The sequence below is a fragment of the Halomonas sp. RT37 genome, assembly GCF_040070525.1.
Taxonomy (GTDB): Bacteria; Pseudomonadota; Gammaproteobacteria; order Pseudomonadales; family Halomonadaceae; genus Halomonas; species Halomonas litopenaei.
In genome coordinates this window covers 218,631-231,677 of the sequence record NZ_CP098827.1, presented here as the reverse complement: position 1 = coordinate 231,677, position 13,047 = coordinate 218,631, and the positions used below count along the sequence as shown (strand labels likewise).

General features: G+C 67.5%; 10 protein-coding genes. 5 read left to right on the top strand and 5 right to left on the bottom strand.

All coding sequences use genetic code 11. From position 1 onward, the window contains the following. Positions 1-14 precede the first annotated feature (14 nt). From dctP to NFG58_RS01015, 4 genes are all read left to right on the top strand, one after another. Positions 15-1,049 (top strand): TRAP transporter substrate-binding protein DctP, encoded by a 1,035-nt coding sequence (dctP, locus tag NFG58_RS01030; RefSeq protein ID WP_222568077.1) that lies wholly within the window; start codon positions 15-17, stop codon positions 1,047-1,049. Between the two features lie 236 nt (positions 1,050-1,285). Beyond that, positions 1,286-1,789: a TRAP transporter small permease gene (locus tag NFG58_RS01025; RefSeq protein ID WP_045993166.1), complete on the top strand. Its 504-nt coding sequence runs from the start codon at positions 1,286-1,288 to the stop codon at positions 1,787-1,789. After that, positions 1,786-3,063 (top strand): TRAP transporter large permease, encoded by a 1,278-nt coding sequence (locus NFG58_RS01020; RefSeq protein WP_108131832.1) that lies wholly within the window; start codon positions 1,786-1,788, stop codon positions 3,061-3,063. The genes NFG58_RS01025 and NFG58_RS01020 overlap by 4 nt, the downstream gene beginning before the upstream one ends. Positions 3,064-3,070: 7 nt before the next feature. Next, the gene (locus NFG58_RS01015) at positions 3,071-3,847 is read left to right on the top strand and encodes a M15 family metallopeptidase (RefSeq protein ID WP_348827419.1); all 777 of its coding nucleotides are present in this window, start codon (positions 3,071-3,073) and stop codon (positions 3,845-3,847) included. Between the two features lie 9 nt (positions 3,848-3,856). Here the strand turns inward: NFG58_RS01015 and NFG58_RS01010 are convergent, their stop codons facing one another. The 4 genes from NFG58_RS01010 to NFG58_RS00995 are packed head-to-tail and all read right to left on the bottom strand — an operon-like array spanning position 3,857 to position 10,315. Continuing rightward, positions 3,857-4,735, bottom strand: coding sequence for a hypothetical protein (locus NFG58_RS01010; RefSeq protein ID WP_348827418.1), 879 nt, complete (start codon positions 4,733-4,735; stop codon positions 3,857-3,859). 17 nt (positions 4,736-4,752) lie between these two features. Beyond that, complete coding sequence (locus NFG58_RS01005; RefSeq protein ID WP_108131835.1) at positions 4,753-6,006, bottom strand: hypothetical protein; 1,254 nt, start codon at positions 6,004-6,006, stop codon at positions 4,753-4,755. Beyond that, positions 6,003-6,629, bottom strand: coding sequence for a hypothetical protein (locus NFG58_RS01000; protein ID WP_045993163.1), 627 nt, complete (start codon positions 6,627-6,629; stop codon positions 6,003-6,005). The genes NFG58_RS01005 and NFG58_RS01000 overlap by 4 nt, the downstream gene beginning before the upstream one ends. Further along, positions 6,626-10,315 carry an ATP-binding protein gene (locus tag NFG58_RS00995; protein ID WP_348827417.1) on the bottom strand — a complete coding sequence of 1,230 codons (3,690 nt, stop codon included), beginning with the start codon at positions 10,313-10,315 and terminating at the stop codon, positions 6,626-6,628. Before NFG58_RS00995 ends, NFG58_RS01000 begins: the two co-directional genes overlap by 4 nt. A gap of 209 nt (positions 10,316-10,524) precedes the next feature. Here NFG58_RS00995 and NFG58_RS00990 point away from each other — a divergent pair, with 209 nt between their 5' ends. Next, the gene (locus NFG58_RS00990) at positions 10,525-11,154 is read left to right on the top strand and encodes a hypothetical protein (RefSeq protein ID WP_071211124.1); all 630 of its coding nucleotides are present in this window, start codon (positions 10,525-10,527) and stop codon (positions 11,152-11,154) included. 36 nt (positions 11,155-11,190) lie between these two features. Here the strand turns inward: NFG58_RS00990 and NFG58_RS00985 are convergent, their stop codons facing one another. Beyond that, positions 11,191-13,020: a TRAP transporter fused permease subunit gene (locus NFG58_RS00985; RefSeq protein ID WP_348827416.1), complete on the bottom strand. Its 1,830-nt coding sequence runs from the start codon at positions 13,018-13,020 to the stop codon at positions 11,191-11,193. Between the last annotated feature and the right edge of the window lie 27 nt (positions 13,021-13,047).

The window sequence follows — 13,047 nt, the reverse complement described above, 5'->3', positions numbered from 1 at the left end:
CACCGGAGAGTCCCATGAGCCTGTTTCGTCCCCTTCCCCTGGTCGCCGCCCTGTCCACCGCCGCGGCGCTGAGCCTGTCGGCCGCTTCGGCGCTGGCCGCCACCACCGTCAACCTGAGCTACAACGGCGCCCCCGATCCGGACAAGAACGCCGTCCACGTCTTCGCCACCAACCTCAAGGAACTGGTGGAAGAAAAGACCGGCGGTGAGCTCGAGCTCAAGCTCTACCCCAACAGCATGCTGGGTGAAGAGCAGGAGCGCATGGAGCAGACCATGGCCTCGCCGAGCCTGAACATCGCCTCCTTCGCCGGCATGTCGCCCATCGTCCCCGAGGTGTTCGTCAGCGCCATCCCCTTCCTGTTCAAGGATTTCGATGACGCCCGCACCTTCTTCGACGAAGGCGCCTACTGGCAGGCGGTGAAGGACGATCTCGAGGGCCGCGCCGGGCTTGAGCTGCTGGCGGTGGTCGAGGAAGGCGGCTTCCTTGCCTTCACCAACGACAAGACACCGATCGCCGAGCCGGCCGACTTCGAGGGCCTGCGCTTCCGCGCCATGGACCCGAGTCAGGTGGCCCTGTACGAAGCCTTTGGCGCCTCCGGCACCCCGATCCCCTGGACCGAGGTCTACATGGCGCTGAAAACCGGCGTCGCCGACGGCCAGATGAACCCGCCGATGTACATCATCCTGGGCAGCCTGTACGAGGTGCAGGACTACCTGACGCTGGCCAACATCCAGTACTCCGACCAGTTCCTGGTGGGCAACGCCAGCATGATCAACGGCTGGGATGAAGAGACCCAGGCGGCCTTCCGCGAGGCGGTGGCCGAGGCCAACCAGCTGGCCCGTGAGCACAATCAGGCCAAGGTCGACGAGCGCATCGCCTACCTCGAGGAGCAGGGCATGGAGGTCATCCGTCCCAGCGCCGAGCAGCTCGAGGCCTTCCGCCAGCAGGGCCAGCCGGCCTATCTGGAGTGGCTCAAGGACCAGAACATCGAGCAGCGCTACATCGACATGGCCCTGGATGACGCTGGCGTCGAGCTCAGCAGCGAATAACCGCTAGGCCGTGCTCAGGCCCTGACGGGCCTGAGCCAGACAGCCCAAGCAAGCGCCTGGTGGCCATACCCGTCAACCAGGCGCTGCCCAGAGCGCGGCTGCCTTGAGCCCCTCTACACTGGGACTTTTAACTAAAGCCCGGTCGCTGGAAAGCCTCGATCTCCGGATAATCCTCGATTGGATGCTGCCCGAGGGCGCTCCGCCGATCTTCACCCCTGCCGTGGAAGCCTTTGCCCATGTCCTGGTCACTTGCCCACTCTCCGCCGCTGATGGCCCTGCGGCGACTATCGCTATGGGTCGCCAGCGCTCTGCTGGTGATCGACTTGCTCGCCATGCTCTACGGCGTGCTCGCGCGCTACCTGGCCGGCGGCGCGCCGATCTGGACCGATGAGCTGGCCCGCTACCTGATCATCGGCGCGGTGATGCTGGCGCTTGGCAGCGTCTGGATCGAGGGCGGCCATATGCGTGTCGCCCTGATCGAGCGGCTGATTCCGCGCCTGGCCAGCAGGCTGCTGTCCTGGTACCAGTGGCTGTTGACCCTGGTGCTGGCCATCGGCGGTGCCTGGTTCAGCTTCCAGTACGCCCAGTCGGTGGCCATCTTCCAGAGCCAGGGGCTTGGCATCAGCCGCGCGGTACCGGTGATGTCCGTGCCTATCGGCTTCGCCCTGCTGGCGCTGATGGCGCTGTGCCACGGGCCCCACCCGCTGCCCACCCTGGACACCGAGGAGCCGCACTCATGACCCTCGCCATGCTGGCGGTGTTTATCGTCCACGTGCTGCTCGGCCTGCCACTGTTCATCTCGCTGCTGGCCACCGCGGTGGTCGGTTTTGCCTTCGTCGACCTGTCGATGATCCCGCGCATGATGCCCCAGCAGTTCTTCGGCGGCATCGACGCCTTCTCGCTGATGGCCATCCCGCTGTTCATCCTCGCCGGCAACCTGATGAACGCCTCGAAACTGACCGACCGACTGATGGCCCTGGCGCGTCTGCTGGTGGGCCACCTGCGTGGCGGCATGGGCCACGTCAATGTGGTCTCCAGCGTGTTCTTCGCCGGCGTCAACGGCTCGGCGGTCGCCGACACCTCGGCGCTGGGCTCGCTGCTGGTACCGGCCATGCGCAAGGAAGGCTACTCCACCGCCTTTGCCGCCGGCCTCACCGCCGGCAGCTCGCTGATCGGGCCGATCATCCCGCCCAGCATCTTCATGATTCTGTACGCCTCGCTGACCAATACCTCGGTGGGTGACCTGTTTCTGGCAGGCGTCATCCCCGGGCTGCTGCTGGGCGCCGCCTTCATGGGCATGAACGCCGTCTACGCCAGGCGCAAGGGCCTGCCCAGGGGCGACGGTTGGCCCGGGGCACGCCAGCTGGGCATCGCCGCCCTGGGGGCGCTGCCCGCGCTGATGGCGCCCTTCCTGATTGTCGCCGGCATCGTCATGGGCCTGGTCACGCCGACCGAGTCGGGCGCGCTGACCGTCGCCTATGTGGCGCTCTACGGCGTGCTTGCCGGCAACCTGAGCCTGGCCGGGCTATGGCGGGCCTGCGTGGACACCACCCGCCTGACAGCGGCGATCTTCGTGATCATGGCCGCTTCCAGCACGGTGAGCTGGCTGTTGTCCTACGCCCAGGTGCCGAATCAGTTCGTCGAACTGCTGACCCCCTACGTCGACAACCCGGTAGTCATCCTGTTGCTGCTGAGCCTGATCACCTTCATCACCGGGATGTTCATGGAGGAGGTCTCGGCACTGATGCTGCTGACGCCGATCTTTGCCCCGGTGGCGATGATGGCGGGTATCGATCCGGTCCATCTCGGCATCATCATCACCCTCAATATCACCATCGCGCTGATCACGCCGCCCATGGGCGCCTGCGTCTTTGTCGCCGCCGCCGTCAGCCGGCTGGAGATCACCGCGCTGTTTCGCACCATCTGGCCCTTCGTGGTCATCGCCCTGCTGGTCCTGGTGGCACTGATCCTGGTGCCGTCACTGACCCTGTGGCTCCCGACCACCCTGGGATGAGGCAACCATGACCCAAGATCGCTCTTCTCGTGATGCCTGCCGCGATCCGCGCCACACACCGATCCCCCTCGCGTCGGAACCAGCCTGGTCGCAGCTACGCCAGATTGCCATCCAGGGGCTCGACGAGCCGCTGGTGCCGATGAGCCTGGCACCGGCGCCGGTGAAGGTATTTCCGGCCTACGCCCGCCTCGGCATCCCCGGGGCGATCAACGAGTGCTACGTGCGCGAAGGCGTCTACCGCCGGGTGCTTGCCGCGGCCCGCTCGCTGCCCCAGGGCGTCGGTTTGATCGTGCTCGACGGCTGGCGTCCCTGGCGGGTCCAGCAGTACCTGTTCGAGACCTTGATGGAGGCGATTCGCGGCAATCACCCCGACATCGGCGAGGATGAACTGCTCGAGCGCACCCGGGAGTTCGTCGCAGAGCCGAGCACCAGCCCGACCGGCCCCAGCCCGCACTTGAGCGGTGGCGCGGTCGACGTGACCCTGTGCGACGAAGACGGCCTGCCGCTGCCCATGGGTACGCTGTTCGACGAGGCGATACCGGCCTCCCACACGGCCTTCTACGAAGCCAAGGAGGCCCCCGACGCGACCGAACGCGAGGTCCGCGACAATCGTCGCCTGCTCTACCACACCATGGCCGCCCAGGGCTTCACCAACCTGCCCAGCGAATGGTGGCACTTCGACTTCGGCGACCAGCTATGGGCGCACTACGGCGGCCACCCCAAGGCGCTGTACGGCCCGGCGGAACTCGACACCATCGAGAATCGCTGGCGGCGCCAGCTTTAGGGAAATGACTCAGCGCAGCGCCACGGCCTCAAGTGGGCCAGCGAACCACTGCTGGCGCAGGCCGCGCTGCTGATCGAGGATCAGCGCGAGGTAGTCGCGCAGGGGATGCGCGGCGGCCAGTCGCTCGCGATGGCGCCTGAGCGCCACCTGGTGAGGCATCTGCTCGGCGGGCTGGTGCAGCCCGCTGGCCTTGTGATTGAGGGTCGCGAGCGACGGCAGCAGCAGGTGGCTGGCGCCGCTCGCCAGGGCGATGGCGATGCCGGCGGCGTCGAAGTCCCCGAGATACAGATGCGGGCGCTGGTCGTGGAAACACTCGCCCCAGGCCGCCGCCAGGGCATCAAACCCCTGGCGATAGAGGGTGTCGCCACGATAGACCACCAGCGGGGCGACGACCTCGCCCAGCGCCCCCAGGGTGCCATCCAGCTCATAGAAGCTGTCCAGGTTTTCTACCTGCACCAGGGCGTCGAAGGCGGCCAGGGTGAGGTCGCGCCAGTCTAGGTCGCGAATCTCTCGCGGGGTGGTGGCCAGCCATGCCGGCGTTGTCGAGGCCGGGGCGCTGACCAGCACCCTGGCCTGGCGGGGTGCTGCGCGGTTGGCCTTGTCCTCGTCGAAGCCGTGCACGGCCTGCTCTCGGGTGGAGCGCCCACGAGTGGTGGCGTCGATGGGCCTATGCCCCAGCTCCTGAAGCGTCGTGTCGATGGCCCCCAGCAGGCGCCGGTCAAAGCGCAGCGTAGCCCCCCGGCGATAGTCATCGAGCCTGATGTCCTGCGCGTCGCAGAACGCCTCGATCGCCACGATCGCCTTCAGCGAGCGCTTGCGTTCCACCATCCGGGCAGCCTTTAGCTCCCGGGCGATACGCGAAAGCACCGCGTAGTCGGTCGGCTTCAATGCCCCTTCCGCCACGCCTAGACCACCAACGCCAGGCTGACGTCATGGATCAACTGGACGTCGTTGAAGGGCCCGGCCGGGCTCTCGTCGGGAATCAACCGAAAGGCACGCTGCTCCTCACGGGGCAGACCCTGGTACTCGGCGATGACCTGAAACAGCCAGATCTCCGGGTCCCACTCGAGCTCGCTCTCGCTCAGGTACGCCAGAGCGCTGGTGCCCGACGAGGCGCCAGCGGCGGGCGCCTGCTGATCGACCACGTCCAGGTAGAAGCGCTCGACGTCCTGCTTGAGCGCCTGCTGGCGGGCCTCCACCATGCTCTGCGCCTCGACCATGGCAGGGCCTGCCACCTCGGCCTGCTCCGGCCGGTGGACCGCCACCGGCAACTGGTGCAGCAGCCCCGTGAGCACCTCGGCGTCGCGATGGTGATCCAGCGCCGGGGCGGCGGCGGCGTGCAGTGGGCTTGCGTGGTTGAACAGCTCCGGCACCTCGCTGCGCCGGGTGTAGTTGCCCGGCACAAAGCCCGGATGCTCACGCAGGAAGGCCGCCATGCCGGCCACCAGCCGGCTCTGCTTCTGCTGCTGACGAAAGCGCGCCATCAGCTCGATCAGTCGTCCCTGGACCTCGCGCAGGTTGGTGTAGTGCTGGCTCAACTGCTGCTGAAGCTGGCTGATCAGCAGCTTGCGCAGGGCGCCGTCGCTGCCGACCAGATCGATCAGCTCGTCGAAGTCGATCAGCGCCATGCCGTCGAGCAGGCGCACGATCTGCTTCTGGGCGCGGTCGTTCTCGCGGATCTTGTCGTTGAGTCGGCTGACGAAGCCGAAGTCACTGTTGAGCCGCTGCCACAGGCTGTCGATGGCGTCGGCAAAGCGGCCGTTGAGGTCGTCCACCTCCTGGCGCAGGCGCAACATCAGCGGCCCCTGCTGCCAGTGCTCGCCCAGGCTGACCGCCTCGCGGTAGCTCTGCACCAGGTTGCGGATCTGCTCCAGGGTCTCGCCGACGTCGGCGTTGACGTGGCGGCGGGTCTCGTCGGCCAGCATCTCGGCGATCAGCTCGCGCACCTTGGGGGTCAGCTTGACCGCGCCGTGCTCGTCGGGCCGCCACACAATCCGCGCCGCCAACAGCTTGCGCAGAGCGCCTTCGGTCAAGGTCTCCAGCGGCACCTCGTCGCGGGTATAGCCCTGCATCAGCACGTCGGCGTAGCGCCCCAGCAGCGACAGCCGCTCGGTGCCGGTGGCGACCAGCCGGCTCTCGAGCGAGTGTTCCTCGCTCATAGCAGCGTCTCCTGGCGGGCCGGTGCCTCGTCATCCACCGGCAGGTTCTCCTCGTCGCGGATAAAGCGCACCAGCTCCACCAGGTAGTCGATCTTGGCGGTCACCAGAAAGACCTGGCGGTCGGCGTGGGGCTGCAACAGGTAGCCGTGCTCCTTCAGACGCTTGAACACCTGCTTCATCTGGGCGTCGAGCTGCTCGCTCTGGGAGCCGAAGAAGGGATCGGTGGCCAGCCGCTCCAGGCGCTCGCGCAGGCTCTGGTTGTCCTCGCACTTGGCGCTGAACTCGGCGGGCTTGAGCACGTCGCCGGGGGCCGCCAGGGAGTCCTGGCCCAGCGCCTCCTGCACCAGCTGCAGCCATTCGAGCAGCGGCAGCAGGCTGTTGACGGTCTCGCCGAGCTGGCGCGACAGCTGCTCGCGAGCGTCTTCGTTGAGCTGACGCCAGGCCAGAAAGTGGACGCTGCGATCCTCGTTGGTGGCCAGGCGGCGGTTGAGCGGGCGCAGGTAGATGTCGATCTGCTCGCGCACCTCCTCGTCCTGGAGCTTGCGAAAGGCGCTCTCGTCGCTGACGGCGCAGATGAACTCGCCGGCCAGCAGCCGTTCGAGCAGGGGACCATGTTCGATCATTGGGCGACCTCCTCGGCGCTGCGCTGCTTGAGACGCTGAGCCAGCTTGCTCAGGCGGGGTTCGATGCGCTTGAGCCGGCGCCGGCCCGGCTGGGCGGCGTCACGGTCGATCAGGTAGCGGTTGTGGAACAGCAGCAGCACGTCGGACTCCGGGTTGGGGAAGGCGCCGACGATGTGGATATGGTTGCTGTCGCAGGCCTCGAACAGCTTCTCGACGTTGTGGTAGGCCAAGGTGCCGATCTCGTCGATGGGCCAGTGCACGCTAATCTCGGCCTGGCCGCGCAGCAGTCGGGTAAAGGCCAGCAGGAACTTGCACAGGATCAGGTAGGCCATGCCGTGGCTCGAGGATTCGAGCAACTGGCGATCGTTCTTGATCACCAGGTCAGTGCCGCCCTCGTTGAGGTGCAACTCCAGGCGCAGCAGGCTCTCGAAGCTGTACTGCTGGTCGCTGCGCAGCAGGTCGACCACGTCGGCCAGGGCGTTGAGGTAGTCGTCCCCCGGCAGTCCGCCGGCCTCCTGCCAGTCGCGATAGTCCTGGGCGAAGCGCTTGAGCGGCTCCCAGAAGCCCAGCTCGTCGATGGTCGACTGAATGCGCACTTCGGCCTTGGTGATGCCCTCCAGGCGCAGGTCGTCGGCGACCTCTTCGGACAGCCGTCGGCTCTGGGCACTGATGCGCCGGTTGAGGTCACGAAAGACGGTAAAGAACTTGTCCAGATCGGCGCCGAGATTGCGCCCCTGCTGGACCAGCTGCTGCTGCTGGTCCTCGAGCAGCTTGAGCATCCCGCGCAGCAGCGGCAGCAGCCGGCGCGGGCTGGGCTCGGCGCCGTCGGCGGCGTCATCCTCGCGCAGCTTGGCGCGCTCGGCGCTCATGGTATCGACAAAGCCGGTGCTGGCGCCCTTGATCAGCTCGCTTTCGACCTGCTCGCAGCCCTTGCGCAGGGCGTCCATCTCGCGCGCGCGCTCCGACAGCGCCTGGCGGGTGCGCTCGATGCGCTCGTGGACGTCGCCGGGGGCATCGTGCCGGGGCGCCGGCGAGGAGTCCAGCGGCAGTTGCTCGACCTGCACCAGCAGTGGCTTCAAGGCATCGATCACCTCGGCCTCGGCGCTGCGTCGGGCCTTCAGTTCACCCAGCGCCTGCTGGTGGGCGGCGCGGTCGGACTGGAATTCGGCCTTGCGCTGCTCGCGTTCGCGCTCGGCACCCTCCTTGTCGCGTACCAGCCGGGTTTCCTTGTCGACCAGCTCGGGCTTGCGCTGGCCCCAGTCCAGGCGCATGAAGCGGCGATAGTCTTCCAGCTGCTCCTGGCGCGAAGCGGTCAGCCGGATACACTCGTCCAGCGAGGCCAGTCGCGCCTTGGTGTCCTTCAGCGAGGCCAGGTCCACGCCCTGCTCCTGCAGTTCACGGTCGAAGGCGGCCTCGAGCTCCTGGCGCTGGCGCTGATGCTCGCTCTTCTGGTCGCTCTGGTACTGCTTCAACTGGCGGATCTGGTCGTCGACGCCGTCGAGGCGGCTCTGGCCGTCGGCCTTCACCTCCAGCATCTGCGCCTGGTGGGTCTTGGCCAGGGTATCCAGGGCGGCGCGCTTCTCCTCCTTCAGCCCATCGTGGCTGGCGCGCTGGGCGGCCAGCGCCTCCTCCAGGCCCTGACGCCGCGCCTTCTGCTGGCGGGCGCGACGCTCCTGCAGCTGGCTACGCGCGTCGCGGGCGTAGTCGACCTCGGACTCGGCGCGCTTGAGCTCCATGCGCGCACGGCGCACCGCTTCCTCGGCGGACTGCACCCGCTCGTTGGCCGCCTTCATCTGGCGCTCGGCCGCCTGAACCGCGCTCTCGGCACGCACCTGGGCGGCCTCGGCCTGCTCGATGGCGGCCAGCAGGCTGGCCTCCTCCTGGGCGTACTCGGGCACCTCGACCGCGGCCAGATCCAGGCCCACCCCGAACAGCTCATCGTGGTCCTGCTCGCCGACACGGGGCGACAGGTCGCGGCGCTCCAGCAGCTCAGGCGCGATCACCTTGCCCAGACGCTGCTCCCAGCCGGGACGATGGAAGCGCAGGAAGTGGCGCAGGGTGCCCTGGGCCGGGTCACGTTGCTGGTGCAGGCCATAGGTGTGAGCTTCGGCCCTGGCAAGCTGATGGCGGGCCTCGTCGAGTTCCTTTTCGGCCTGATCACGGGCGCGCTTGAGGGTATCGAGCTCCTCGCGCAGCGCCCCCAGTGTCTCGCTCGCCGCCTCGCGGTCGGTCTGGGCCTGGTCGAGGCGAGCCTGGGCCAGCTCCGCCTCCTGGATTTCCTCGGCGCTGGCAGCGCTGGCGGCCAACTGGGCCTTGAGCTCGGCCAGCCGCTCGACGCCGCTTTCCAGGCGCTCACGGTAGCTCTCGTCGAGCTCCTGGCGCTGCTGCTGGTAGCGCTGTTCGAGCTCGCTTTCCTGACGCCACTGCTGGTCACGCAGCTCTTCGCGTGTCTCGCCCAGCTCGTCGATGCGCGCCTGGGTCTCCTCGGTCTGGCGGGCCAGCTCATCGCCCAACTCACGCAGGCGTCCTTCAAGGCGTGACTGGCTTTCCTGGAAGGCGTTCTGCATCACCGCCAGGTGCTCGCGCAGCTGCTGGCTCTGGTCGCGCCACTGGGGCAGCGCCTGGACGTCACGCTCCAGCGCCGGCATGTCGGCCTCCTCGTAGGCCTCGAAGGTCGCCTGCAGGTCAGAAAGCTCGCGCTGGGTCTGTTCCAACTCGCTGGTCATCTCGCTCAAGCGGTCGTTGAGGGCATCGCGGGCCTGTTCGTAGGCGGCTTCACGCTCCTGGAACTCACGCTGGCGGTTGCCGATCTCGGCCTCGGCGTCGGCCAGGGTGCGCTCGGCGCGGTGGCGGTCGGCCTCGAGCTGGGGCTTCAACTGCCACAGGGTCGTTTCGCGCTCGGCGATCTCCTGATCGAGCTCATCGAGCTTGCCAAGCGATCGCTCCAGCGGTTCCAGTCGCTTGGACTGGCGCATCTGGGCGATCCACTCCCGCGCCTTGGTATTGCGGATGCGGGTCACCGGCAGTTCGACGCCGTCCTCCTCGAAGATCGCCGCCAGCATGGTCTTGAGGGTATCCATCTTGCCCTCCTTGGCGTGCACCGCGCTGATCAGCTTCTCCATATGGCGGATGCGATGCTCCGGCTTGACCAGGCTGAACTGGGCAGCCATCTGGCGAAGACGCAGGCTTTCCTTGCGGTTGCCCTGCTGGTGGGTGAAGTCGTTCTGGATCACCGAACGAAACTCCGAGGTAGCGCCGAGCTTGGGCGACACCGGAATTCCCTCACGCCGCAGCTGGCTGGCCCAGTCGCTGTAGTCCAGCGCCGCCACCCCGGCCTCGCTCTCCACCAGATAGTGCCCGGGCTGGTAGGGCGCACCGACAAAGCGATACTCGACGCCACCGTCGCTCTTGCGGGTCAGCACCGCCTGGCAGACGTTGCCCGCCTCGCGGCGGTACTCGTAGATCAGGTAGCTGTTGCGGTTGGGCAGGTAGAAGGCGTCGAACTTCTTGCGAGTCTTGGGCACCACCTTGTTGGGCAGCTCACCGTAGAACACCGGGACCAGACGCTGCAGCGTGGTCTTGCCCGAGGCGTTGGTGCCGCAGATGTTGGTATGGCCGTCGACGTCCAGCTCGACCACCCCCTCGAGGTGGCCGTGGATCATCACGATGCGCAACAGGTGAGCCATTGGGATTCCTTGATCGCTTGCCCGGTAGGAGGGCTATTCTGCCAGAGACGAAGCGCCCTGACAGTGCGACCAGAGTTGCCCGACAGCAAGCTTTCGCCTACAAGGTTCCTGCGACAGGGAGAGCCCGACGCGCCCCGTCACCCCGAACGACTCCTTGCTCCGCATCCATCAATCGCTATCCACGCACCACACCACAGGGGAAGACCGCCATGCACTTCGCCACCCTCGGCCCCGAGGACAGCAACCACGCCCTGGTGCTCGCCCGCTACCTCGACGATCGCAGGCTCAAGGAGCCTGACCTCACCGACATCGAGCCCCGGATCAGCCTGGTGGATGACTTCATCGGCGCCTTCGAGGAACTGGTCGCCGGGGGCTACGACTATGTGCTGCAGGTCAGCGCCCACCCCAGCCACGCCGACTGCGTCGGGCGCTTCATGCATCGCGCCTTTCCGGTGGACGCCTTCATCGCCCCCAGCCGCCCGCTGGCGCTGGTAGCCCGCGCTGACGTGGCCCAGCCGAAAAGCGTGCTGCGACAGCCCGCCACCCGCCACTACACCGACCTTTCGACCTTCGCGGAACACGACGCCCCCACCATCGTCGCCGCCCTCGAGCAACTGCTGGACGGCCAGGCCGACGCCGCCATCGTCGCCGAGGACGCCATCGAGCGTCATCCCGACCGGCTGCGGCTGATTCAGCCCCTGGGGCCCGCCCTGGATACCTGGATCCTTTACGCCAATCGGCCCCTGTTCCCGGACAGGGAGCAGGGGCCGATGCTGGGCGCCAACGACGCCATGGCAGAGCACTTCAGGGAGACGAGTCGTCGCGCGGATCGAGGCTAAACCTGACGGAGCGACGCGATACTTGCCACCACGCTTTTACACCGGCCAGGGTACGAAGATGACACCGAGCCCGAGTGCCACCAGGGCAGCCCTGAGCCACCAGGCGAAACGCCCGATCAGCCCGTAGGAGACAAGGCCAAGGCCGATCAGCACGCCCAGGGTGGTGGCCAGGGCAGCGAAGACGCCGGAGCCAAGGTCGAGCAGCGCCGGGTGCGCGACCATCGCCAGCGGAATGACGTAGAGCCCGACCCCCAGCGCCATGGCCTTGCCCGCCACCTTCAGCCAGTTCTCGTCGGCCATGCCGGCGGCGATGAACACCGCACCACATACCGGTGGGGTGATGGTGGACAGCAGCGCGAACCAGAACACGAACAGGTGGGCGGTCAGCAGCGGCAGGCCCAGTTCGGTCAGCGCCGGCCCCGCCACCGAGACGCAGATGACGTAGGCGGCGGTAGTCGGCACCTCCATGCCCAGCACCAGGCAGGCCAGGGCGGTAAGCAGCAGCGCCGGCCACAGCTGCCCACCGGACAGCGACAGTATCGCCGAGGTGACCTTGACCCCGAGCCCGGTCAGCGACAGCACCCCGATGACCAGGGAGGCGCACAGGATGATCGCGCCGATGACCGCGATCTGGCGCCCGGCGGTCAGCGCTGCCTGGGCCAGGCGGGCGCGGAACTCCGTCCCCGACACCTTCAGCTCGGTGTTCATGGCCAACAGCGCAAGGCCTGCGAAGATCGCCACGCTGGCGGCGTACTGGGGGGTATTGCCGGCGTGGAAGATGCGCTCGAGCAGGATCGCAAAGGGCACCGCGAAGAAAAGTGCGGTGGTGATCACCTCACGCGCTGCCGGGCGGTCCTCGGCTGCCACCGGCTTGAGATCGAAACGGGTGGCGAAGGCGTTGATGCCGAGCCACACCGTGGCGAAGTAGAGGAAAGCCGGCAGCAGCGCCGCGGCCATGATCTCGGTGTAGGGGGTGCCGGTCAGCTCGACCATGACGAAGGCCCCGGCGCCCATCAGCGGCGGCATGATCTGGCCCCCGGACGAGGCCACCGCTTCCACCGCCGCCGCCAGCGAGCGTGGATAGCCGAGTCGCGCCATGGACGGGATGGTGATGGCTCCGGTGGAGGCCACGTTGGCCGACGCCGAGCCCGAGATCGAGCCCATCAGTGCGCTGGAAATCACCGACACCTTGGCGCCGCCGCCGGTCAGGCGGCCCGCCGCGGCGCCGGCCAGGTTCATGAAACCACGCCCCGCCTCGCCCGCGTTGAGCACCGCACCGAAGATCACGAAGATCGCCACCACCGAGACACTGACCCCGGTCAGCTTGCCCCACAGCCCGCCCTCGGCGATGGTCAGCGAACCGACCAGGCTGGCCATGGGCAGGCCAGGATGACCAAACTCGCCGGGCACGTACTGGCCCAGGGCCGCATAGCCCAGCGCGATCGCGGTCACCAGCGGCAGCGGCCAGCCGATGGCACGCCGGGCGGCCTCCAGCGCCACCACAATCAGCAGCAAGCCCACCGCCATCTGCAGGGGGGTGTCGATAAAGCCGTACTGGCCGCTCAGGGCGTCCTCGTTCAAGGCGATATAACCGCAGGCGGCGATACCGAGGGCGGTCAGCCCCAGGCCACTGATGCGCTGCCACGGCGTGCGGGCGGAAAACACCAGCACCCAGGGCAACACCAGCGCCATGTGCAGTGGCCGACTGATCAGTGCCGGCGTCAGGCCGTGGAAGATCAACCCCAGGTGAAACACCACCGACAGGGCACCGAGCGCGATCCATAACGGGGCACCCGGCCACGGCGAACGAACAGGGTCACGCGCGTCGGCCGGTGCGGCCGACGAAGAAGCGTCGCTTGAGTTCATGAATTCAGCACATCATCAATGAAACGG